The organism is Actinomadura rifamycini DSM 43936, from assembly GCF_000425065.1.
GTDB classification, from domain to species: Bacteria; Actinomycetota; Actinomycetes; order Streptosporangiales; family Streptosporangiaceae; genus Spirillospora; species Spirillospora rifamycini.
The window spans coordinates 69025-92266 of sequence record NZ_AULB01000025.1 but is presented as its reverse complement, the minus strand read 5'-3'; the positions used below and the strand labels follow the sequence as shown (position 1 = coordinate 92266).

Here is a 23242-nt window from a genome sequence, read left to right as displayed (position 1 = left end):
GCACGCGCGCGGACCGTCCGGCTACGAAGAGTGCGAGAGGCCCGCGAATACGGCGAATTCCGGGTCTATGTGGCCGAAGTGTGTCAAAGTGGCGCTGGCAGCCATCCGGCGACGTCGCACGCCCCCGGTCGCGGGCAACGGGCCCCCGAGCCGCGGACGATCGAGGAGGGATGCGCCGACCGAAACGTCGGTGAGGGACGTTGACCAGCCGGAACGGAGTACCGCCTTGCACAGCGCTCCCCCCGCTCACCAGCCCGCACAGTACTCTTCGGACGGCGCACGAGTCGTTGTCCCCTGTTGATGAGGTCGCGTGAGTAATCCAAGCCAGCCCCGACCGGAGTCCGGGTCGCAGTGGCCGGGCGGGCAGCACCTTCCCCGCCCCGGCGATCCGGAGGTTCCGGCCGCCCCCGCCGAACCCGCGGGGGCAGCCGACGCAACGGCGATCTTCGGGCCCCCGCCGGCCGCACCGCCGGGCGCGCCCGCGCCCCCCGGCCCGTCCGACGCCCTCGGCGGCTTCGACCTCCCGGGCGCGCAGGGCCCCGGCGGCTTCCCCGGTGCCGGGAGCGGCGCCGACCTCGGCGACGCGACCGTGCACGTCCCGCCCGGGTCGAGCCCCCTGGGCGGCCCCGCGTCCGGAACGTCCGGGACGTCCGGTGGCGGGCTCGGCGCACCGGGCGCCGACCTCGGCGACGCGACCATGCACGTTCCGTCCGGGTCGGACCCCCTCGGGGCCCCGGGCGCCGGCTTCCCGGGCCTCGGCGCGGGCGACCAGCCCGCCGCCGGCCCCGGACTGGGCGACGCGACCGTGAACCTTCCTCCCGGTACGGATCCGCTGAGCGGCTTCGGCGCCCCGCCCCCGCCCCCGCCCCTGCCGCCGTCCCCGCCCCCGCCCCCGTCCTCGGGAGCGGACGCGGGCGACGCCACCATGCGGGTCTCCCCCGGTAGCGACCCCCTCGGCGACCCCCTCGGCGGCGGTCCGCTGGGCGCGGGACCGCTGGACGGCGGTCCGTTGAGCGGTCCAGGCGCTTTCGGGAGCGCGCCGGGGACCGATCTGGGCGATGCCACGATGCGCGTGCCCTCGGGCGGCGACCCCCTCGGCGGTCCGCTGAGCGGCCCCGCGCCGGCGGCCTCCGGTCCGGGCCCCGAGATCGGCGACGCGACCGTCCATGTGCCTCCCGGTTCCGACCCTCTGGGCGGTCCGCTGGGCGGGCCGCCGTCCCCTGCCGCGAACGCGGAAGGCGCCCCGGCCGCGGGCGGGCCCGGAAGCGGCCCGCCGGGGACCGGCCCGAGCGCGTCGGACGGGTTCGGCGATGCCACCGTGCACGTCCCCCGCGGCGGCGACCCCTTGGGCGCGCCTGCGCCGAACGGGCCCGCTCCTTCGTCCTCGAACGTTCCGGGTGCCCCCGGGGCGAGTCCCGCACCGGGTGCGGGCTTCCCCGCGCCCGGGCCCTCGGGCTCGGACGTCCCGGGCGCCGACCGGGGCGCGCCTTCCCCGGAGACGAGCGTGGACGTGTTCCGGGGCGGGGCGCCCGTGCCCGCCGGCCCGGGGGCTCCGAACGCTCCGGGCGCGTCCGGTGCCCCGGGCGGGTTCGGCGGCGCCGCGATGGGCGCGCCGGGGACGCCGCCCGGCGGCGGAGCGCAGACGACGGCGACGGACCCGCCCGCGAAGGCGGTCGGGTTCGGGTCCGGGGGCGTGCCGGGCGGACCGGGCGGCCCCGGCGGACCCGGGGGGCCGGGCGGGACCGGCGGCCCCGGGAAGGGGAAGCGGGGCCTTCTCGGCCACCTGCGGTCGCGCGACAGCGGCTGGCGGCGCTTCCTGCCCTCGTGGAAGCTGGTGGCCGGGGTCATCGGGCTCGGGGTCGCGAGCGTGGTGACGCTGGTGTGGGTCGCGTACTCGAACACGCCGACCCCCGCGGAGCCGACGGTCGAGGGCGTCCAGGACCAGGCGTCGATCTTCTACTACACCGACGGCAGCGAGATCGGCCGGATCGGGAAGAAGCGGCAGAGCGTCGACCTGGAGAAGGTCCCGGAGGTCGTGCAGAACGCGGTGCTGGCGGCGGAGAACCGCAGCTTCCGCTCCGACCCCGGGTTCTCGGTCAAGGGCACCGCGCGGGCGGCGTGGGAGAACCTGACCGGCGGGTCCGGCGGCGGTTCCACCATCACGCAGCAGCTCGCCAAGAACTACTACTCCGACCCCAACAACCGGACGATGAGCCGGAAGTTCAAAGAGCTGTTCATCTCGGTGAAGCTCGAGGAGAAGTACACCAAGGACGAGATCCTCGAGCTGTACCTGAACACCATCTACCTCGGCCGGAACACGTACGGGATCCAGGCGGCGTCCCGGGAGTACTTCGGCAAGGACGTCTGGGAGCTCAAGCCCGACCAGGCCGCCCTGCTCGGCGGGCTCATCCAGCACCCCAACCGCGACCCGGCCGAGAAGCAGTGGCGGCAGTGGGCGCAGGGCCGCTACGAGTACACGCTGAACGGGCTCGTCGGCATGGGCCAGATGAAGGCGGCGGACGCGGAGAAGTACAAGAAGACCTTCCCCAAGGTCTTCTCGCGCAACGCCGGCGACCAGCTGTACGAGGGCCAGCAGGGCTACATGCTGATGCGGGCCAAGGAGGAGCTGCGGCGGCGCGGCATCGACGAGCAGGAGCTCACCACCAAGGGCCTGCGGGTGTACACGACGTTCAACCGCAAGCGGATGGCGGACGCGCGCAAGGCCGTCGAGGACAGCATCTCCCAGGTGAACCCGAAGAAGCTCGCGAAGAAGGACATCCAGGTCGGGCTGGTGTCGGTCAACACCGAGAACGGAGAGGTCATCGCGTTCTACGGCGGGCCGGGCTACCTGGAGCAGTCGTTCAACACCGTGTGGCAGGGCTCCGCGCAGGCGGGGTCGGCGGTGAAGCCGTACGTGCTGGCGACCGCGCTGAAGCAGGGGTACAGCCTCAAGAGCCTCGTCGAGGGGCGGTCGAACACCCCGATCGACGCGAACGGCAACGTGGTGCCGAAGGGGACGGCGGGCGCGACGGTCGTCCCGAACACCCACGACGTCGGCCCGGCGATCACGCTGACGAAGGCGCTGCAGGACTCGGTCAACACCGCGTTCCTGCAGCTCGCCGGGAAGGTCGGCGTCGACGAGGTGAAGGAGACCGAGACCGACGCGGGCATCTCCCCCGACCTGCTGAAGGGGCACGTCGGGATCAACCTGGCGCTCGGCGTCAACGACATCCGGGCGATCGAGCAGGCGGCCGGGTACCAGGCGTTCGCCAACGGCGGCGTCTACCACGAGCCGCACGTCATCCGGGTCGTGAAGCAGACCGACAACGAGACGGTGCGGCTGAAGCCGAAGTACGAGTCGCGGCGGATCTTCAGCAAGGGCGTCGCGGCGGACGCGACGTACGCGATGCAGCAGGTCGTCCGGGGCGGCACGGCGACGGCGGCGCGGCTGCCGGACGGACGGGACGTCGCGGGCAAGACGGGCACCACGGACCGGAACGTGTCGTCGTGGTTCGTCGGCTACGTGCCGCAGGTGTCGACCGCGGTGACGATGTTCAGCGACGCGAACGGGCCGGACGGCAAGAAGAAGTCGGTCGTCCTGCCGGGGATCGGCGAGGTCGAGGGCGGGACGATCCCGGCGCGGCTGTGGCGCGCGTACATGGTGCGGGCGACCGAGGGCCTGGAGGCCAAGGCGTTCCCCGAGCCGACGTTCGGCGGGATCGTGCAGAAGTGGGCGAAGCCGCCGAAGCCGAAGAAGCCCGAGAAGCCGGAGTGGTGCGACGAGCCGTGGGGCAACCTCGACCCGCGGTGCCGCGGCGAGGGCGGCGGGGGCGGCGACAAGCCGCCGTGCCGGTCGCCGATCCCGAACGGCGAGTGCGACATCCGCAAGCCGCCGAGCGACCCGCCCCCGCGGTGGTGGTGCCAGATCAACCGCGGCGCCGAGCAGTGCCGGGGGCGCGGGGGCCGGAACCGCGACACCGAGTTCGAGGACGTGCGGCCGCTGCTTCCGTTCGGCAGACCGCCGGAGTGAGGCGGCGATGACGGTGATCGCGGCCCGCGGCGCGGCGGGCGCCGCCGGGCGTCCCGCCGGTGAGGTCCTGTCAGATCGGGGTGTGACATGAATTATGTTCGCGTACCGCCGCGGGCCGTGCCGCCCGCGGCGGCGGGCGGCACGGCGCCCCCCGCCGCCGCCGCGCGGCCGGGCAGGCCGGGCCGGGAATCGGGCATCGCGCCGGAACGGTCCGGACGAACCGGTACCGGATGGCATGATCGAGGTCGTTCGACCCCCACAGGGGCATCGGGCGCAACCGCTCCCGCCCCCACGTCCGCACGTGCGCAGTACCCTCTGACGACGCACAGCCGTACCCCAGTTGATGAGGCCGCGTGAGTAACCCAAGCCGATACGGACCGGAATACGGAGACAGCCAGGGCCGCAGGCGCGCCCCCCGCCCCGGCCCTTCCGGCGGCGGTCAGCGCGGGAACCCCGGCGGCTCCCCGCCGCCCGGCAGGCAGCCGCGGCCGGGGCCTCGCCAGGGCGGGCGCGGCGGCGGTCCGGCCCGTCCCGCGGGCCCCCCGGGAGGGCGGCGCCGCGGGCAGCCCGCGGCGATGCCGTCCGGCCCGTCCGGCCCCCCGCCGGGACGCGGCCCCGGCGGTCCGGGAGGGCCCGGCGGGCCTGGACGTCCCGGCGGCCCGGGCGGTCCGGGCAGGCCGGGCGGCCCCGGTGGCCCCGGTGGCCCCGGCGGGCCCGGTGGGCAGGGGCGTCCCGGCGGGCCGGGCGGTCCCGGTCCGCGGCGGCAGGGCGGTCCGGGCGGACCCGGCGGCCCGGGCGGTCCCGGGGGGCGGCGCGGCAAGCCGTCGGACAAGCCGGAGAAGACCGGCTGGCGGAAGTACGTCCCGTCCTGGAAGGTCGCCCTCTCGGTCGTCACCGTGGGCATCGTCGCCATCGCGACGCTCCTCGTCGTGGTGTACGTGCAGACGCCGATCCCCGACGAGGCGCAGGCGGACGCCGTCCGCCAGTCCTCGGTGATCGAGTACAAGGACGGCGAGGTGCTGGCGCGGGTCGGGATGAACCGGACCAGCGTCCCGCTCGATCAAGTGCCGAAGCACGTGCAGAACGCGGTGCTCGCGGCCGAGGACCGCAAGTTCTGGACGGAGCCGGGCGTCTCGCCGTCGGGCATCGCCCGGGCGGTCGTGACGGCGGCGACCGGCGGCGAGGTCACCGGCGCGTCGACGATCACGCAGCAGCTCGCCCGCAACTACTTCGCGGGGCTCAGCCAGGAGCGGACCGTCAGCCGGAAGCTGAAGGAGATCATGATCTCCATCCGGCTGGGCAACGAGGAGAAGAAGGAGAAGATCCTCGAGCTCTACCTCAACACGGTCCCCTTCGGGCGGCAGGCGTACGGCATCCAGGCCGCGGCCCGCGCCTACTTCCACACGACGGTCGACAAGCTGACCGTGGAGCAGGCCGCGCTGCTCGCCGCGATGATCCAGCAGCCGAGCTACTTCGTCACCTACGGCAACCCCACCGACCCGGAGAAGAAGAAGGCCAAGGAAGCGCTGGTCTTCCGCTGGAACTACGTGCTGAAGGGCATGGTCGAGGAGGGCTGGCTCGAGGAGAGCAAGCGCCAGGCGATGAAGTTCCCGCAGACCCAGAAGGAGTGGAGCGACGTGCAGGGCGGCGAGCAGGCCGGCTACCTGCGCGAGCGCGTCGTCCGCGAGCTGGAGGCGCTGGGCATCCCGGAGACCGCCCTGGAGACCGAGGGCCTGAAGATCACGACGACCTTCGACCACGGGCTCCAGGAGTTCACCGCCAAGGCCGTCGAGAAGATCAAGAAGGACAACGGCCTCGGCAAGGAGATCCACTTCGGGCTCAGCGCGGTCGACCCGAAGACGGGCGGCGTCATCGCGGCGTACGGCGGCCCCGGCTACGAGGAGCAGCAGTTCGACGACTCGTTCCAGGGCAAGGTGCAGCCCGGTTCGTCCTTCAAGCCGATCGTGCTCGCGACCGCCCTCAGCCAGGGCATCAGCCTGAAGACCACGATGGACGGCAGCTACCGGCGGGTCATCAACGGCACGCCGTTCACGAACGACAACCGTGCGGAGGACGGCGTCTACGACCTCCAAGAGATGACGGCGATGTCGATCAACACGTCGTACGTGGAGCTCGGCCAGAAAGTCGGCCTTGAGAACGTCATCCAGATGGCCAAGAAGATGGGCATGAAGGACGCCCCGCTCGAGCCCGTCACCTCGCTGCCGCTGGGCGTCATCGACGCCAGCTCGGTCACGATGGCGTCGGTGTACTCGACGTTCGCGGCCGGCGGCGTCCACCGGCCCGCGCACGTGATCAAGTCGATCGAGAAGATCAACGGCGATCCGGTCAAGAACGAGGACGGCGAGGTCGTCAAGAAGAACCCGTGGGGCGACGGCGAGCGGGTCTTCGAGGAGGGCGTCGCGCGCGACGCGACCGCCGCCATGCGGGACGTCGTCACGAGCGGTACCGGTGAGCGCGCCGCCCTCCCGGACCGCCCGGTCGCCGGCAAGACCGGTACCACCGACAAGCACCGGTCGGCCTGGTTCGTCGGCTACACCCCGCAACTGTCCACGGCCGTGGCCATGTGGCGCGAGGACAAGAACAGGAACCGGCTGTCCCTGGAGGGCATCGGCAACTACACCCAGGTCTACGGTGGTACCGTCCCCGCCGACCTGTTCAAGACGTTCATGATGCAGGCGCACAAGGGCCAGCCGGTCATGCAGTTCGAGCCCGCCGTGTACGGCGGTGAGGTCGCCGCCTGGGCCAAGCCCGAGCTGACGACGCCCTCGCCGTCGTCGTCGCCGTCCACGTCGACGTCCCCCTCCTGCCGCCCCGGGCAGGACGGGCCGGGCGGCCAGGACGGCGAGAACTGCCAGAGCGAATCGCCGCCGGCGACGGAGAGCCCGACCGGCCAGCCGACCGGCGGAGCGAAGAAGCCCTGCACGTCTCCGTGGAACACGCCGGTCGGCTGCGACCCCGCCCTCCCCCCGCCGGGCTACCCGGACTGGTGGTGCGACCGGGAGAACAGGCGGGAGACCGTCCCCGAGTGCCGCCCCGAGAACCCGGAGGGCCCCGGCGGACCCAACGGTCCCAATACGCAGAACGACTGACGGGACGGCGGTAACGCCCCAGCCCGGCCGGAAGGCCCGGAGCCGCAGCACGCGGATCCGGGCCTTCCGCGTGCCGGGAGCGGCGCCCCCGGCCGAATGGACCGGTGCAAGCCCCGGGCGCGCGCGGGCTCGATCACCAATAGTCTTGCTGTCCATGTCGTCGTCTTCTGAGAGGCTCGCGAAGCCCGACGCCGAGACCGGGGACGTCCGCGGGCGCATGGCGCGGCTCGTCCCGGTCCTGACGGGCGCCACGGCCCTGGTGTGCCTGCTGGGATGGCTGCAGAAGCGGCCGTGCTCGTCCGCGGGCTTCGACTTCATCGAGACGACGACGAACGCCTGCTACACCGACGTCTACCCGCTCTACTACGTGCGCGGGCTGAACGACGGGCTGATCCCGTACTTCGACTCGTTCCCCGGCACCGACATCCGGTTCGTCGAGTACCCGGTGCTGAGCGGCGGGCTCATGCAGCTCGTCGCGTGGCTCGTGTCCCCGTTCGGCGACGACGGACGGGGCATGGCGTTCTACAACGTGACCGTGCTGCTGCTCGCCGTCCTCGCGGTCGCGACCGTCCTGGCGACGGCGTACGCGGCCGGGCGCCGCTCGCTGCGCACCGGGCTCATGGTCGCCCTGTCCCCCGCGCTGCTCCTCAGCGCGTACATCAACTGGGACCTGCTCGCCGTCGGGCTGTCCGCGCTGGCGCTGGCGGCGTGGTCGAAGCGACGGCCCGCCCTCGCGGGCGTCCTGCTGGGGCTGGCCATCGCCGCGAAGTTCTACCCGCTGCTGTTCCTGGGCCCGCTCGTCCTGCTCTGTGTGCGCGCGGGCCAGTGGCGGGCGATGGGGCGGATGCTCGCGGGCACCGCCGCCGCGTGGCTCGCGGCGAACCTCCCCGTGATGCTGTTCGCCTGGGACGGGTGGCTGCAGTTCTACACGTTCAGCCAGGACCGCGGCATCGACTGGGGCTCCATCTGGTTCTTCCTCCGCGACCAGGGCATGCCCGGACTGGACGACACCGGCCGGCTCAACCTCCTCGGCACCGGCACCTGCCTCGTGCTCTGCGCCGGCATCGGGGTGCTCGCGCTGGCCGCGCCGCGCCGCCCCCGGCTGCCGCAGCTGATGTTCCTCGTCCTGGTGGCGTTCATGCTGCCCAACAAGGTCTGGTCGCCGCAGTACGTGCTGTGGCTGCTGCCCCTCGCGGTGCTGGCCCGGCCGAAGCTCCCCGCGTTCGTCGCCTGGCAGGTCGGCGAGATCGTCTACTTCTTCGGCATCTGGTGGTTCCTGCTGTCGGTGTCCGCGCAGACCACCGGCGCGGACCTGTCCGGCACGCTGTCGGCGGTGCTGGCCCTGGACGCCCCCGAGGGCGGCATCGGCCAGGACGTCTACAACATCGCGCTGCTCGCCCGGTTCGTCACCGTGCTCGCGCTCGCCGCGCTCATCGTGTGGGAGGTCCTGCGCCCGTCCGCCGACGCGGTCAGAGCCGACGGCGCGGACGATCCCGCGGGCGGCGTCCTCGACGGCGCGGACGACGCGGTGTCGCTCGGGCGGTGGCGCGCCGCGCGCCGCACGGCCCGCGGGGCCGCTGCATCGGCCGTCCCGTAGGTCACGGAGGTCACGCGCGCCCCGGCGGTTCCGCGGGTCGCCCAAGGTCACGGAGAACTTCGGGGATTTGCGGTGCGCCGGAGGCCCCTGGGACGCGGGCGTGCCGGGCCGGACGTCCGGCACGTGGGTGGAACGCATGGTTTTGCGGGGGTTTCTGGGGCATGATCGCCGTTGCCCGGGACCCCGCGGACGCGGGGCGCGCGAACCACCGGGGAGATGACGACGTGGACGCGAATCGAGCACTGGACGAACTGACCGCCGGACGCCTCGCACCGGGCGTCTACCAGTGGCGGACGCCCCCCGCAGCGGGAGCGCTCGGCGACGCGGCCTGGACCGAGCGGGCCGGGGAGGTCGGCTGGCGCGGCTTCCACCTGGACGGACGCCGCGCCTCCGACAGCGGCGAGTTCCTGCGGCTGTGCGGCGAGACCTTCGGCTTCCCCGAAGGGGTGGGCACCACCTGGGAAGCACTGGAGGGCGCCCTCACCGACCTGTCCTGGGCGCCCGCGGAGCACGGGTACATGGTGCTGTACGAGTCGTGGTCCGAACTCGCGGAGGACGACCAGCCGGCGTTCCGCGCGGTACTGGACCTCTTCGCCGGGGCGGTCAAGCGCTGGCGCGACACCGCCACCCCCATGACCGTGCTCCTGTCGAGCGTCGGCGTGGAGGTGGCGGGCGTGCCCCGGCTCGCGTGACCGTCCGGGCGGGCTAGTAGGTGGAGTTCGTGCTGGCCCCGAACATCGCGATCACGCCGATGAAGTAGAGGAGCCAGACGAGCCCCCAGATCGCCGTGACGATGTACCCCATGACGAGCCCGGCGGTGGCCATGCCCGAGCCGCCCTCGCGCGTCCGCCGGATCTGGGACTGCGCGACGTGCCCGAAGATGATCGCCAGGATGGACGTGAAGCCGCAGAACACGATGCCGATCAGCCCGCACACCATGGAGGCGGTCGCCATGCCGTTGGTGGGGGGCGCCGACGGCGGGCCGTAGTGGTGGTGCTGCACCGCGGGCTGGGCCTGGTACTGGGCGTACGGGTCCTGGGACCCGTAACCGTAGGGGTCGTAAGGGGGCTGTGCCATGGGTTCCCCGTTCGGTTCGCGCGCCACCGGCGAGATCGCGCGTGCGCGGAGGACTGGTTCCGGATTAAGCCAGTGTGACCCACGAACGGATCACGGCGCCATCCTGTGTTGTCGATCGGGTTAGACGCAGCCCGCGCCGCTCGGGTTCCCGCGAACTCCGAGGAAGACCGTCCGTCCGCGCTCCGGGACCGGACGGGCGGGACGGTCAGCCGAGGTTCTCGCGCAGCCAGGCGATGTCGTCGGCCTGCCCGGCCGCCGGGGTCTCCACCACGACCGGCGCGCCCGCCGCCCGCACCACGGTGAGGATGAGGTCGGTGTCGATGCTGCCGCTGCCGAGGTTGGCGTGCCGGTCGGCGCCCGACCCGAACGCGTCCCGGCTGTCGTTGCAGTGCACGAGGTCGATGCGTCCGGTGATGGCCTTGATCCGGTCGACGGCGTCGATGAGCGCCTCGCCCGCCGCGTGCGCGTGGCAGGTGTCGAGGCAGAACCCGAGCTTGGACTCCAGCCCCGGGACGCCCGACAGCACCTCCCAGAGCCGGGCGATCCGGTCGAACTTCCGGGCCATGGCGTTGCCGCCGCCCGCGGTGTTCTCGATGTAGACGGGGATCGGGCACTCGACCCGCTCGAACACCTTGCGCCAGTTCTCGAAGCCGGTCTCCGGGTCGTCGTCCTTCAGGACGTGCCCGCCGTGCACGATCAGCGCCTTCGCGCCGATGGACGCCGCCGCCTCGAGCTGCTGCGTGAGGTTCTTGCGGCTCGGGATCCGGATGCGGTTGTTGGACGTCGCCACGTTGATCGTGTACGGGGCGTGCACGAACACGTCCACGCCGGACCCGGCCAGCGCCTCGACGCCCTCGGGCAGGACGGGCTTCTTCCACCCCTGCGGGTCGCCCAGGAAGAACTGCACGACGTCGGCGCCGATGGCGCGTGCGTTGTCCAGCGGGTTGGTCTGGTCGACGTGGGCTCCGATGCGCATGCCACCGAGGTTAGCCGCGGAGGACGACAGTACGGTGCGACTTCGCCCACGCTCCGGCGCGCGTCCCAGCGCGCGTCCTCGGGCGTGCGCGGGGCCGCCGCCCCGGCGCCGCGCGAGGGGGGCGGGCGCGCGGGAGAGCGGCCCCGCGGGGGATCAGACGGAGAAGCCGCCGTGGCTCAGCGCGAACGCGCCGCCGAGGAACGCGGCGATCATGCCGATGATGTTGAGCCACCGCTGGTTGATCGTTCCGGAGATCATCTGGGAGTAGAGCGCGAGCGGCAGGCCGATGACGGCCGCGATCGCGCCGGGGAGATGGGTCGCGGGGATCCAGCCCAGGACGAGGGCGGCGATCCCGATCGTGATGGAGGCGGCGGCGAGCGCGTTCCCCACCGCGTGCGATTCGGTCTGGACGTCGGGACGCGCGGCCGCGTCCGGACCGCTTCGGGCCGCCTGCCTGCTCCCGGCTGCCTCCTGTGGCATCGGACCTCCTCGTGGTGTGTCGCCGCTCGGCCGGCGGGCCGGTCGACCGGACGGACGGTGATCTAAGGGTTCCCGGGACGGATGAGGATCAACCTGCGAGCCCGGGCGGAAAATGTCGGCCGCACCCGGTACGGTCGAACACGGATTCGAGAACGAGTCGAGGCCGTCCCCGAGGGGAAGCGGGGAGAAGGCGGAGGCGAGGCAATGGACCACAGCGAGCTGGCCCTGATCGGGGACGCGGAGCTGGTGGAGGAGCTGACGCTGCTCACGACGCAGACCGCCCGGATGCGCGCCCGCATGACCGACATCATGACCGAGCTGGAACGGCGGCGCTGCTCGGCGTCGTCCCGTCCCGGTCCGCGTTCCGGCGGCCGCCAGGGCGCGCGTCCCGGAGCGCACCGCTGACGGGAGCCCCGCGGCGGCCGCGTCCGGGGACGGCGCGGACGCCGGGGGCGCGCGCCGGCGGGGAGCCGGCGCGCGGCACCGGCGGCGTGCGGAACGCGGTCACGGGCCACCTGCCGAGTTGGTAGCCTGTATCGGTCCCGTGGCAGGTCCGCCCGGCGATCCGGGCAGCCGACCGCCGCGGGAGACGCGACAGCCCTCCTGTCACGGAGAGACCGTGACCGCACCAGTCCAGAGGAGGTAGGGACCAGCATGCGTCGTTACGAAGTCATGACGATCCTCGACCCCGGCATCGACGAGCGCACCGCTCCGGCGGCCCTCGAGCCGTTCCTTAAGGTCGTCAAGGACGACGGTGGCAGCGTCGAGAAGGTCGACGTCTGGGGCCGCCGTCGCCTGGCGTACGACATCCAGAAGAAGTCCGAAGGCATCTACGCGGTGGTCGACCTGTCGGCTGAGCCCGCCACGGTCAAGGAGCTCGACCGGCAGCTCAACCTCAGCGAGTCGATCCTCCGCACGAAGGTCATCCGTCCCGAGGTCCACTGAGCCAGGGCTCAGCCCTCAGAGCAGCCGGAGCGAGCCCCATGGCAGGCGACACCGTAATCACCCTCGTCGGGAACCTCGTCGAGGACCCGACCCTGCGCTTCACCAACAGCGGCGTACCTGTCGCCTCCTTCCGCGTCGCCTCGACGCCGCGGTCGTTCGACCGCCAGTCGGGCGAGTGGAAGGACGGCGAGACGCTGTTCATGTCCTGCAGCGTCTGGCGGCAGGCCGCGGAGAACGTGGCCGAGAGCCTGCAGCGCGGCATGCGGGTCATCGTGCAGGGCCGGCTCAAGGCGCGGACCTACGAGGCCCAGGGTGACAAGCGCACCGTCTTCGAGATCGACGTCGAAGAGGTCGGCCCGTCACTGCGCAGCGCCACCGCCAAGGTCAACAAGACCCAGCGGCAGGGCGGCGGAGGCGGCGGTGGCGGCTTCGGCGGCGGCGGCGGTTTCGGCGGCGGCCAGCAGGGCGGCGGCGACGGCTTCGGGGGCGGGCAGCCCCAGGGCGGTTTCGGCGGCGGCGGCCAGCAGCAGGGCGCCCCGGGCAACGACCCCTGGGCCACCGGCGGCGGTGGCGGCGGCTACAACGACGACCCGCCGTTCTAGCGCCTGCCCCGGCGCCGGCCGGCACCCGGCGGCGGTTCCGCGCCGCCGCGGTCCCAGACGTCCGCCGCACCCCGGCGGAGCAATGATCCAGCACACGTCCATTCCCGCGTGAGCGGGGCTCTCCCAAAGGAGCACCACGATGGCGAAGCCACCTCCGCGCAAGCCGAAGAAGAAGGTTTGCGTGTTCTGCCAGGAGAAGATCTCCTACGTCGACTACAAGGACACGGTCCTGCTGCGGAAGTTCATCTCCGACCGCGGCAAGATCCGTGCCCGTCGTGTCACGGGCAACTGCACCCAGCACCAGCGCGACGTCGCCACGGCGATCAAGAACGCCCGCGAGATGGCGCTGCTGCCCTACACCAGCACCGCGCGCTGAGGCCGGGGGGAAGCAGATCATGAAGCTCATCCTGACCCAGCAGGTCTCCGGGCTCGGCGAGCCCGGTGACGTCATCGAGGTCCGCGACGGCTACGGCCGCAACTACCTGATCCCGCGCGGGTTCGCCATCCGGTGGACGCGCGGCGGCGAGAAGGAGATCGACTCGATCAAGAAGGCGCGTTCGGCCCGCGAGATCGCGACCGTCGAGCACGCCAAGGAGGTCGCCGACCGGCTCGGCGGGCTGCGCGTCACGCTGCGCACCCGGACCGGCAGCAACGGCCGCCTGTTCGGCGCGGTGACCGCCGCCGACATCGCCGAGGCGGTCAAGGCCGCCGACGGCCCCGACCTGGACCGCCGCCGCATCGAGATCGGCAACCCGATCAAGACCGTCGGCACGCACCGGGTCAGCATCCGGCTGCACTCGGACGTCAACGCCACCATCGACGTCGACGTCGTCGAGGGCTGACGCCCGCACGGCCCCGAAACGGCCCCCGCGCGGTTCGCCGCGCGGGGGCCGCTTCACGTGAAACGCCAGCGACCCCCCCGGTGCTTGGGTGATCGACCACCGCCGGATACGTTCCGTTACTAGATCACTACGGGACGGACGGGGAGGGTGTTGATCGTGCGATCGGGGGAGGATCCGCAGTTCGAGCCGCCGGTGTCGCGCCGGACGGTCATCGGCGGGGCCATGGGGGCCGGCTTGCTCGCGGCGGGACTCGGGCCGCACCATGGGGCCATGGCGGACGAACGAGCCGCCGGGCCGCCCGGCGGGCAGGCGCCGCCCGGCGAGGAGCCGCCGCCCGGTGAGGAGACGCCGCCCGGCGAACGCGCGGAGTTCCGGGCGAACGAGCCCCGGGTCTACACGCGCGAGGACTGGAAAGCCCGTCCGCCCAAACGCGCCGCGAAGGTGCTGAACCGGGCACCGGACCGCATCATCGTGCACCACACCGCCACGGCGAACAGCAAGGACCGGTCCCTCGCGCACGCGTTCGCGCTGTCGCGCAGCATCCAGCGCTGGCACATGCGGGACAACGGCTGGGACGACGCCGGCCAGCAGCTCACGATCAGCCGCGGCGGCATCGTCATGGAGGGCCGCAACCAGAGCCTGAGCTCGATCCGGGCCGGGCGGCTCGCGGTCGGTGCGCAGGTGCTCCACCACAACGACCACACCATCGGCATCGAGAACGAGGGCACCTACACCAGGAGCGGCGTGCCCCAGCGGCTGTGGGGTTCGCTGGTCGAGGTGTGCGCGTGGCTCTGCGAGCAGTACCGCCTGGACCCGTCCGACGCGATCGTCGGGCACCGCGACTTCAACGCGACCGCCTGCCCGGGCGACCGGCTCTACCGGCGGCTCCCCGACCTGCGCCGCGAGGTCGCGAAGCGGCTGGACGGGCCGCCGAAGGGCGGCGGCGGGTACCCGGAGGCGTCGATCTTCCCGCCGTTCGACCCGTTCGGCTGAGCGCGCCCGTCACGTGTCGCGGGCGGTGTAGCCGGAGCGGCGGCGGGCGATCTCCGGATCGAGTTCCTCCACCAGCGACCAGATGCCCGCGACCCGCTCCACCAGCGTCTCCGGAGGCAGCTCGGCCAGGCCCTCCGCCGCCAGGTCGTCGATCGCCTGCGCCAGCCGGGCCAACCGCTCGCCGTCCGTAGAACACATGTTCGAATAGTAGTGAGCGTGGAGCATGGGGCGTGTGTGCTTTGCCGATTCGATACGCACACTTTCGAACACGTAACGTGACTCCGCGTAGCTCAGCGGACGGCGCCGGTCACCATCCAGCGGTCGCCGCGCGCCCGCAGGCCGAGCGTGAGCATCCGCGTGGCCATCCACAGCCCGATCGCGATCCACAGCCCGACGAGCCCCGCGCCCGTCCAGTACGCGACGAGCGCCGCGGGCAGGAACACCAGCGTCGCGGCGAGCGTCGTCACCGCGAGGTACGCGCCGTCGCCCGCGCCGATCAGGATGCCGTCCAGCACGAACACCACGCCCGCGACCGGCTGCAGCAGCGCGACCAGCAGCAACGACGCGAGCAATAGGTCCCGCACGGCGTCGTCGCCGGTGAACAGCCCCGGCAGCAGCGGCCGCGCCGCGAGGATCAGCACGCCGAACAGCACCCCGCAGACGACGCCCCACCCCACCATCCGCCGGGTGACCGCCCGCGTCCCCGCGACGTCCGACGCCCCCAGGTACCGCCCGGTGATCGCCTGCCCCGCGATGGCGATGGCGTCGAGCGCGAACGCCAGCAGCGTCCACACCTGGAACCCGACCTGGTAGGCCGCGATCTCCGCGTCGCCCATCCGCGCCGCGATCGACGTCCCGACGATGAGCACCACCCGCAGCGCCGCCGTCCGCAGCAGCAGCCCGACCCCCGCGGTCGCCGCCGTCCGCAGCCCCGCGGCGTCCGGCCGCACCGGCGCCCCGTGCCGCCGCGCGCCCCGCAGCACCACCGCGACGTAGACGGCCGCGCTCGCCGTCTGCGCGATCACCGTCCCCCACGCCGAGCCCGCGATCCCCCACTCCAGGACGATCACGAACAGCACGTTGAGCACGAGGTTCGCGCCGAACCCCCCGACGGCCACGAGCAGCGGCGTCCGCGTGTCCTGCAGCCCCCGCAGGACGCCCGTCCCGGCGAGGACCACGAGCATCGAGGGGATGCCGAACAGGCTCACCCGCAGGTACGTCTCCGCGTACGGGGCCACGTCGGGCGAGGCCCCGAAGGCGTCCACGATCCCCGGGACCAGCGACCACGCCGCGGCGACGATCACCGCGCCGATCGCGAGGGCGAGCCACATCCCGTCGATGCCCTGCCGGATCGCGGCCCGCAGGTCCCCGGCGCCCACCTGGCGCGCGACGCCCGCGGTCGTCCCGTACGCGAGGAACACGCACAGGTAGACCAGGGTGCTCAGCGCCTGCCCCGCCACCCCGAGCCCGCCGAGCTGGTGGGTGCCGAGATGCCCGATGATGGCGCTGTCCGACAGCAGGAACAGCGGTTCGGCGACGAGGGCGCCGAACGCCGGCACGGCGAGCCGCAGGATCTCGCGGTCCTGTGCGGTCAGGAAGCGGCGGCGGGGGTTCGTCACCGCTGAAACCTACCAGGCTGTAACCGGCGAAACGGCTTTCACCCCTTACCTCGGACTTCCCGGCCGACTTTCTTTCCCCCACACCCGGTGGATGACGTCATGCCTGGTCAGCGACTCGCCAGGCGATCTTGTCGAGAACTTTCCCCAGAGTTGTCCACAGGTCGTGCACAAGCTCCACGGCGTGTTTGCACAGGTTGTCCACAGAGTTGTCCACAGGCCGCTTTGCTCCCGGCCCGCCGCGCTCGGGAGAATGTCCGACGCCTCGGATAGACCTGAGACGCACGGGCGTCGCGCGGACGGGGCCGCCGCCGTCCGAGATGAAGGGGGTGCAGCCGTGAGCGTGTCCGACATCGGGCCTCATGAGCAGGAGTTCGAACGCACTCCCCCGCACGACATCGCCGCCGAACAGGGCGTCCTCGGCGGCATGCTCCTCTCCCAGGACGCCATCGCCGAGGTCATCGAGGTCCTGCGCACCTCCGACTTCTACCGCCCCGCGCATCAGATCATCTACGACGTCGTCCTCGACCTCTACGGCCGCGGCGACCCCGCCGACGCCGTCACCGTCTCGGGCGAGCTGACCAAGAACGGCGAGATCAACCGCATCGGCGGCGCCCCCTACCTGCACACGCTGATCTCCTCGGTGCCCACCGCCGCCAACGCGGGCTACTACGCCAAGATCGTCCACGAGCGCGCGGTGCTGCGCCGCCTCGTCGAGACCGGCACCCGCATCGTCCAGATGGGCTACGCCGCCGACGGCGCCGACGCCGACGAGGTCCTCGACCGCGCCCAGGCCGAGGTCTTCGCCATCGCCGAGAAGCGCGCCGGCGAGGACTACGTGCCGCTCAGCGAGATCATGCCCGGCGCGCTGGACGAGATCGAGGCGATCGGCAGCCGCGGCGGCCAGATGGTCGGCACCCCCACCGGCTTCGCCGACCTCGACGCCCTCACCAACGGCCTCCACCCGGGCCAGATGATCGTCGTCGCCGCCCGTCCCGCGATGGGCAAGGCGCTCGGGCTGGACACACCGCTGCCGACCCCCACGGGCTGGACGACGATGGGCGAGGTCCGGGTCGGCGACCGCCTGATCGGCGCCGACGGCGAGCCGACCCGCGTCGTCGCCGCCACCGACGTGATGCGCGACCGCCCCTGCTACGAGGTCGAGTTCTCCGACGGCGAGGTCATCGTCGCCGACGCCGGACACCAGTGGCGCACCACCGCTCCGCCCGGGCACCTCCGCCCGGCGGGCCAGGGCAGGAGGACCACGACGGCCATGCTGACGGCCGCCCACCGGTGCACGTCCCCGGCGGCCGCCGAGACCGGCGGCCGCGCCGTCCGGACGACGGCGGAGATCTTCGCGACGCTCCGCCACGGCACGCGGAACCACGCGGTCGAGGTCGCCGCGCCCTTCGACCTCCCCGAAGCCGACCTCCCCGCCGACCCCTACCTCCTCGGCCTCCGCCTCGGCGCCGGCCGCGCGCCGCACCTCCCGGACGTGTGCCTGCGCGCGTCCGTCCGGCAGCGCCTGGCCCTGCTGGACGGCCTCCTCGACACGGCGGCGACCACCGGGGCGGACGGCCGCGTCCGGTTGACGCTCGCGGACGAGGTCCTCGCGCAGGCCGTCCGCGAACTCCTCCTGACCCTCGGCAGGCGCGCCGCCGTCGAACCCGCCGGCGACGGCCGCACCCACCGGATCGTCCTCGACGACGCGCGGGAGCGGCACATCGTCGACGTCCGTCCGGTGGCGAGCGTGCCGGTGCGGTGCGTCCAGGTCGACAACGACGACCACATGTACCTGGCGGGGCGCTCGTGCATCCCGACCCACAACTCGACGCTCGCGCTCGACTTCGCGCGGGCGGCGTCGATCAAGCACGGGCTGACCTCGGCGTTCTTCAGCCTGGAGATGGGCCGCAACGAGATCACGATGCGGCTGCTGTCGGCGGAGGCGCGGGTGGCGCTGCACGCGATGCGGTCCGGCACGATGCAGGACGAGGACTGGACGCGGCTCGCGCGGCGGATGAGCGAGGTCGCGGAGGCGCCCCTGTTCATCGACGACTCCCCCAACATGTCGATGATGGAGATCCGGGCGAAGTGCCGGCGGCTGAAGCAGCAGCACGACCTGCGCCTGGTGATCATCGACTACCTGCAGCTGATGACGTCCGGGAAGCGGGTGGAGAGCCGCCAGGTCGAGGTGTCGGAGTTCTCCCGGTCGCTGAAGCTGCTCGCGAAGGAACTCGGCGTCCCCGTCATCGCGCTGTCGCAGCTCAACCGAGGCCCCGAACAGCGAACAGACAAAAAGCCCATGGTGTCCGACCTTCGCGAATCGGGCAGTATCGAGCAGGATGCGGACATGGTGATCCTGCTGCATCGGGAGGACGCGTACGAGAAGGAGTCGCCGCGGGCCGGTGAGGCCGACCTGATCGTCGCCAAGCACCGCAACGGCCCGACCGCGACCGTGACCGTCGCGTTCCAGGGGCACTACAGCCGGTTCGTCGACATGGCCCAGTAGCGGACGGGGCGGGCACGAGGGTCCGGGGTCAGTTCCGGAACAGGCGCCAGAAAGCCAGGGCGGTCTCCTCGACCGGCGCGGGGGCGTCGTCGTCGACCCAGGTGGCGAGCACGCCGATCAGGGCGCCCGCCAGGTACGCGGCATGCACCCCGGCCGGCACGTCGTCGACCCCGGCGGGGCGGCGCCCGTCCCGGAACGAGGCCGCCAGTTCGCTGGTCAGCCGTGCCCGCATGCGCGCGGCGAACAGCGCGCTTCCCCGGCTGCCCAGCATGCGCCGATACAGGGCCGCGTTGTCGGAGACGTGCTGGAACAGCGCGCGGAGCGGTGGCGGCACGTCGTCCCGGGGCGCGTCGAGGGGGCAGAGCGCCGCCGCGCGCGCCACGTGGGCCAGCGCGTCCTCCATGGCGTCGGTCACCAGCGCGTTCACGTCGGGGAAGTGCTGGTAGACGGTGGCCCGGTTCACGCCGGCGTGCCTGGCGACTTCCGCCATGGTGATCGCGGTGGTCTCCTTGGCCGCGGCCAGGTCCAGGATCGCCGTCCGCAGCCGGGCGCGGCTGCGGACGGCGCGAGGGTCGTCCGGGTTCATGCCGCCACACTAACCGACATCTGTCGATTTACTAATCGACAGATGTCGGTTAGTGTCCTCGGCATGCGAATCGAGATCTGGGCGGACGTGGTCTGCGCGTGGGCGTTCATCGGCAAGCGGCGCCTGGAGAAGGCGCTGGACGGCGCCGAGGCGGAGGTGGTCTGGCGTCCCTTCAGGATCGACCCGACCACGCCCGACCGGGCGGTTCCCCTTGAGGAAGCCTTGCGCGACCCGATGGTCGACGGCGCCCTCCGGCAGTGCGCGCCGGGTCTGACGCCGGCGGAGAACCGGATCCGCGTCTCCCGGATCGCGGCGGACGAAGGGCTGGGGCCGCGGTGGGGGGCGGCCTGGCGCGCCGACAGCCACGGCGCGCACCGGCTGCTGCACCTGGCGCTGGAGCACGGCGGCACCGCGCTGCAGAACGAGGTCGCCGAGCAGGTGATGAGGGCGCATTTCATCGAGGGCGCCGACATCAGCGACCGCCGCCTCCTCGGGGACGTCGCCGTCCGGTCGGGATTCGCCGAGGGGGCCGCGTTGCTCGGCACCGGCGCCGGGGACCGCGAGGTGCGGGAACTCCTCCTGGTCGGCAAGGCGAGGGGCATCGCGACGTCGCCGACGATCGTGGTCGGCGACCGGGCGCTGGCGGGCGCCCAGCCGCCGGAGGCGATCGTCGGCTTCCTCGCCGGCGGAGACCGCGGCCGCGAGATGCCCGCGGAGGTGCGGCGGCTGCGCTGGGCCGAGTCCCTGCTGGACCGGCGCGACCCGCTCGGCGCGCTGGTCCTGCTGAAGCCCCTGCTGGACGGGCACGGCGACGACCTGAACGTCCGCCGGGTCGCGGCCCGCGCCTACTTCCACTCGGCCCAGCTGGCCCGCGCCCGCGGCGTGCTGGAGCGGCTGATCGCCGACGCGCCGGACGACGCCTACGCGCGGCTCCTGCTGGGCCGCACCCTCCAGCGCCAGGGCGAGGCGGACCGGGCGGCCCCGCACCTGAAGATGGCCGCCGCCATGGCGCCCGAGTTCGCCTGACCGGCCGGCCGGTCAGGCGGGGGCCTGTCCGTCGCCGGGGCGCGTGCGCCCGGCGGCGAGGCGGGGGAGCGCGTCGGCGAAGTCCTGGAGGAACCGGCTGAACGGCTCGCCGCCGGTGACCTCGCCTCCCTGCCGGTACACCCAGTAGGGCGGGTCCGGCAGGGTCAGGTCTTCGGCGCGGAAGTAGAAGAACAGGTATCCCTGGTGGGTCTGGAAGACGAACGTGTCGGCGAAGGACGCCCAGTCGAGCCCGTCGTCGACGACGATCTCTCGGGCGGTGTCCTTGGCTTCTTCCAGCAGCCAGGTGTAGTCCCACTCGTAGCGGGCGAGCCAGTAGGGGGTGCGGCCGCCGAACTCCAGGAACTCCCGGTAGAGGGCGGGGAGCGCGGTGACGCCCTGCGCGGCCATCAGCGCTTCGATCTCGCCGGCGGTGCAGCCGTCCAGGTCGTCGGGGCGGACGAGGCCGCGGCGGATCAGCGGCCCGGCCAGGTCGGCCATGAAGCCCATGTCAGATCCAGGTGGGGACGGCGCCGCCGGCGTAGCGGGCCCCGAAGCCGCCGGTGGGCAGGATCTCGGCGATGGCGTCCAGGTCGGCCGGGGTGAGCCGGAGGTCGGCGGCGGCGGTGTTCTCCTCCACCCGGGCGGGGCTGCGGGTTCCGGGGATCGGCACGATGTCGTCGCCCTGGGCGAGGAGCCAGGCGATGGCGAGCTGGGCGACGGTGGCGTCCTTGGCCGCGGCGAGGTCGGTGAAGCGGCGGACGGCGTCGAGGTTCTTCTCGTAGTTGCCGGGCTGCCAGCGGGGGTCGTGGTTGCGCATGTCGGTCGGGTCGTACTCGCCGGCGGGCTTGGCGGTGCCGGTGATGAAGCCGCGGCCGAGCGGGGAGTAGGCGACGAAGCCGATGCCGAGTTCGCGCAGGACGGGGAAGAGCTCTTCGACGTCGCGCTCGAACAGGGAGTACTCGGTCTGCAGGACCGAGACGGGCTGGACGCTGTGGGCGCGGCGGATGGTCTGCGGCCCGGCCTCGGAGAGCCCGAAGTACTTGACCTTGCCCGCTTCGATGAGTTCCTTGACGGTTCCGGCGACGTCCTCGATGGGCACGTCCGGGTCGACGCGGTGCTGGTAGAGGACGTCGACGTGGTCGACGCCGAGGTAGCGCAGGCTGTTGTCGAGGACGTCGCGGATGTGGTCGGGGCGCGAGTCGGTGCCCATCTCGCGGGTGAAGCCGAACTTGGTCGCGATGGTGATTTCGTCGCGGAAGGGGGCGACGGTCCGTCCGACGATCTTCTCGTTGGCGCCCCAGCCGTACAGTTCGGCGGTGTCGAAGTGGGTGACGCCCAGCTCGCGGGCGCGCCGGATGGCGGCGGCGCCCTCGGCGTCGTCGCCGGGGCCGTAGCCGAGCGAGATGCCCATCGCGCCGTAGCCGATGGCCGAAGCGACCAGGCCCTGGCGGCCCAGAGTGCGCTGCTGCATGGTGGTTCCCTCCCGAGGACGAACCGAACCGTTCGGTATGGCCAGCCTAGTGTGCCTCGGCGCGCGGTCAAACCGAACGGTTCGGTTGGCTAGGCTGACGGCATGGCCAGCACCGACTCCACCCGTGACCGGATCGTCGCCGCGGCGGGGGCCGAGTTCGCCGGGCACGGGATCGCCGGTGCCCGGGTCGACCGGATCGCCAGGGCCGCCCAGACGAGCAAGGAACGCGTGTACGCGTACTTCCGCAGCAAGGAGAAGCTGTACGCCTTCGTGGCCGCGCGGGAACTGGCGGCCGCGGCCGACGCCGTCCACCTGGACCCGGCCGACCTGCCCGCCTATGCCGGGCAGCTGTTCGACTACTTCGCGGCGCACCCCGACCGGTACCGGTTCATCGCCTGGGGGCGGCTGGAGTTGACCGGCGACGTCTCCGACGACCCCGCCTCCGCGCTGTACCGGGACGCGATCCGCTGCAAGGTCGAGCGGATCCGCGGCGCCCAGGAGGCGGGGGACCTGGACGCCTCGTGGGATCCGGTGGACGTGCTGGCCCTGGTGTCGCAGATCGCCCACACCTGGCTCGACCAGGGGGAACTCTCGGCCGTCGCCCGGTGCGCGGCGGCCGATCCGGCGCCGTCCGCCCGCCGGGACGCCGTCGTCCGCGCGGTCGCGGCGATCTTCCCGCCGCGCGCCGGGGAAGGTTCTTGACCTAGGGGTCAAGAACCGTGCTAGTGTTCCGGGCATGGGGAGGCCGAAGCAGTTCGATCCGGACGTCGCGGTCGAGCGGGCGATGCAGGTGTTCTGGCGCAAGGGCTACGCCGGGACGACCCCGCAGGACCTGGTCGACGCGATCGGCATCGGCAAGGGCAGCCTCTACAACGCCTTCGGCAGCAAGCACGAACTGTTCGAGCGGGCGCTCCGGCGGTACCGGGACGACCAGGCGGTGGCGTTCGTCGCGGTGCTGGAGCGTCCGGGGCCGGTGAAGGAGCGGCTGCGCGGGGCGCTGGAGATGCTCGTGGCGATGGACCTCGCGGACGGCGGGCGGCGCGGCTGCATGGCCGTGAACACGGCCGCGGAGCTGGGGCGCGACGACCCGGAGGCGAGCGAGCTGGTCCGGCGGATGCTCGACCGGACCGAGGCGGCCTTCCGCGCGTTGGTCGAGGAGGGGCAGCGGGCGGGGGAGATCGCGCCGGAGCGGGACGCGGCCGCGCTCGGCGGCCTGCTGTCGAACACGGTCGTGGGCCTGCGGCTGCTGGCCCGGGTCGCCGACGGCCCCGAACGGCTCAACCGGGTGATCGACGGGGTGATCGACTCCCTCTGACTCTGTATGCGGCGGTTCGTCCGCCGTTTTTTCGGCCCTTGTTTTGTACCTGTAGTTCAAGAAGGAG

General features: G+C 72.7%; 22 protein-coding genes. 14 read left to right on the top strand and 8 right to left on the bottom strand.

Annotation, left to right across the window (positions count from 1 at the left end):
• The first annotated feature begins 310 nt into the window (after positions 1-310).
• From H505_RS52485 to H505_RS48040, 4 genes are all read left to right on the top strand, one after another.
• On the top strand, positions 311-4030 hold the full coding sequence (locus H505_RS52485) for a transglycosylase domain-containing protein (RefSeq protein ID WP_051301090.1): 3720 nt from the start codon (positions 311-313) through the stop codon (positions 4028-4030).
• An 896-nt stretch (positions 4031-4926) separates the two neighbouring features.
• Positions 4927-7140 carry a transglycosylase domain-containing protein gene (locus tag H505_RS0123820; RefSeq protein ID WP_026403980.1) on the top strand — a complete coding sequence of 738 codons (2214 nt, stop codon included), beginning with the start codon at positions 4927-4929 and terminating at the stop codon, positions 7138-7140.
• 154 nt (positions 7141-7294) lie between these two features.
• Positions 7295-8737 (top strand): glycosyltransferase family 87 protein, encoded by a 1443-nt coding sequence (locus H505_RS43990; RefSeq protein ID WP_084550711.1) that lies wholly within the window; start codon positions 7295-7297, stop codon positions 8735-8737.
• A 161-nt stretch (positions 8738-8898) separates the two neighbouring features.
• Positions 8899-9429 carry a barstar family protein gene (locus tag H505_RS48040; RefSeq protein ID WP_026403979.1) on the top strand — a complete coding sequence of 177 codons (531 nt, stop codon included), beginning with the start codon at positions 8899-8901 and terminating at the stop codon, positions 9427-9429.
• Between the two features lie 13 nt (positions 9430-9442).
• Here the strand turns inward: H505_RS48040 and H505_RS0123805 are convergent, their stop codons facing one another.
• The 3 genes from H505_RS0123805 to H505_RS0123795 all read right to left on the bottom strand — a co-directional run bounded on the left by H505_RS0123805 (position 9443) and on the right by H505_RS0123795 (position 11270).
• Complete coding sequence (locus H505_RS0123805) at positions 9443-9814, bottom strand: DUF4190 domain-containing protein (RefSeq protein ID WP_026403978.1); 372 nt, start codon at positions 9812-9814, stop codon at positions 9443-9445.
• A gap of 205 nt (positions 9815-10019) precedes the next feature.
• The gene (locus tag H505_RS0123800; RefSeq protein ID WP_026403977.1) at positions 10020-10790 is read right to left on the bottom strand and encodes a deoxyribonuclease IV; all 771 of its coding nucleotides are present in this window, start codon (positions 10788-10790) and stop codon (positions 10020-10022) included.
• Between the two features lie 153 nt (positions 10791-10943).
• Complete coding sequence (locus H505_RS0123795) at positions 10944-11270, bottom strand: hypothetical protein (RefSeq protein ID WP_125618492.1); 327 nt, start codon at positions 11268-11270, stop codon at positions 10944-10946.
• 204 nt (positions 11271-11474) lie between these two features.
• Between H505_RS0123795 and H505_RS43985 the strand changes: the two genes are divergently transcribed.
• From H505_RS43985 to H505_RS43980, 6 genes are all read left to right on the top strand, one after another.
• Positions 11475-11675 (top strand): hypothetical protein, encoded by a 201-nt coding sequence (locus H505_RS43985; protein ID WP_034519533.1) that lies wholly within the window; start codon positions 11475-11477, stop codon positions 11673-11675.
• A gap of 249 nt (positions 11676-11924) precedes the next feature.
• On the top strand, positions 11925-12215 hold the full coding sequence (rpsF, locus tag H505_RS0123785) for a 30S ribosomal protein S6 (protein ID WP_026403975.1): 291 nt from the start codon (positions 11925-11927) through the stop codon (positions 12213-12215).
• A 38-nt stretch (positions 12216-12253) separates the two neighbouring features.
• Positions 12254-12817, top strand: coding sequence for a single-stranded DNA-binding protein (locus H505_RS0123780; protein WP_026403974.1), 564 nt, complete (start codon positions 12254-12256; stop codon positions 12815-12817).
• A 139-nt stretch (positions 12818-12956) separates the two neighbouring features.
• Positions 12957-13193, top strand: a complete 237-nt coding sequence (rpsR, locus tag H505_RS0123775) for a 30S ribosomal protein S18 (RefSeq protein ID WP_026403973.1) — start codon at positions 12957-12959, stop codon at positions 13191-13193.
• A gap of 19 nt (positions 13194-13212) precedes the next feature.
• Complete coding sequence (rplI, locus tag H505_RS0123770; protein ID WP_026403972.1) at positions 13213-13659, top strand: 50S ribosomal protein L9; 447 nt, start codon at positions 13213-13215, stop codon at positions 13657-13659.
• Positions 13660-13929: 270 nt separating this feature from the next.
• Positions 13930-14652 carry a peptidoglycan recognition protein family protein gene (locus H505_RS43980; protein WP_084550715.1) on the top strand — a complete coding sequence of 241 codons (723 nt, stop codon included), beginning with the start codon at positions 13930-13932 and terminating at the stop codon, positions 14650-14652.
• Positions 14653-14661: 9 nt separating this feature from the next.
• Here the strand turns inward: H505_RS43980 and H505_RS0123760 are convergent, their stop codons facing one another.
• Together H505_RS0123760 and H505_RS0123755 are read right to left on the bottom strand one after the other, a co-directional pair.
• Positions 14662-14850, bottom strand: a complete 189-nt coding sequence (locus tag H505_RS0123760) for a hypothetical protein (protein ID WP_026403971.1) — start codon at positions 14848-14850, stop codon at positions 14662-14664.
• 92 nt (positions 14851-14942) lie between these two features.
• Entirely contained in the window at positions 14943-16271 is a 1329-nt protein-coding gene (locus tag H505_RS0123755) for an MATE family efflux transporter (RefSeq protein ID WP_026403970.1), read from the bottom strand.
• A 334-nt stretch (positions 16272-16605) separates the two neighbouring features.
• Here H505_RS0123755 and dnaB point away from each other — a divergent pair, with 334 nt between their 5' ends.
• On the top strand, positions 16606-18777 hold the full coding sequence (dnaB, locus tag H505_RS0123750) for a replicative DNA helicase (protein ID WP_026403969.1): 2172 nt from the start codon (positions 16606-16608) through the stop codon (positions 18775-18777).
• A gap of 28 nt (positions 18778-18805) precedes the next feature.
• Here the strand turns inward: dnaB and H505_RS0123745 are convergent, their stop codons facing one another.
• A complete protein-coding gene (locus H505_RS0123745; RefSeq protein ID WP_026403968.1) occupies positions 18806-19363 on the bottom strand; it encodes a TetR/AcrR family transcriptional regulator in 558 nt (185 codons plus the stop codon).
• A gap of 63 nt (positions 19364-19426) precedes the next feature.
• Between H505_RS0123745 and H505_RS0123740 the strand changes: the two genes are divergently transcribed.
• Positions 19427-20389, top strand: coding sequence for a DsbA family oxidoreductase (locus tag H505_RS0123740; RefSeq protein WP_026403967.1), 963 nt, complete (start codon positions 19427-19429; stop codon positions 20387-20389).
• 12 nt (positions 20390-20401) lie between these two features.
• Here H505_RS0123740 and H505_RS0123735 read toward each other — a convergent pair whose 3' ends face one another.
• Together H505_RS0123735 and H505_RS0123730 are read right to left on the bottom strand one after the other, a co-directional pair.
• Positions 20402-20896, bottom strand: coding sequence for a hypothetical protein (locus tag H505_RS0123735; protein ID WP_026403966.1), 495 nt, complete (start codon positions 20894-20896; stop codon positions 20402-20404).
• Between the two features lies 1 nt (position 20897).
• Positions 20898-21860, bottom strand: coding sequence for an aldo/keto reductase (locus H505_RS0123730; protein ID WP_026403965.1), 963 nt, complete (start codon positions 21858-21860; stop codon positions 20898-20900).
• Between the two features lie 102 nt (positions 21861-21962).
• On the opposite strand from H505_RS0123730, the gene H505_RS0123725 reads away from it, so the two are divergent.
• Positions 21963-22562 (top strand): TetR/AcrR family transcriptional regulator, encoded by a 600-nt coding sequence (locus H505_RS0123725; RefSeq protein WP_026403964.1) that lies wholly within the window; start codon positions 21963-21965, stop codon positions 22560-22562.
• A 34-nt stretch (positions 22563-22596) separates the two neighbouring features.
• Positions 22597-23175, top strand: a complete 579-nt coding sequence (locus tag H505_RS0123720; RefSeq protein WP_026403963.1) for a TetR/AcrR family transcriptional regulator — start codon at positions 22597-22599, stop codon at positions 23173-23175.
• Positions 23176-23242: the final 67 nt, after the last annotated feature.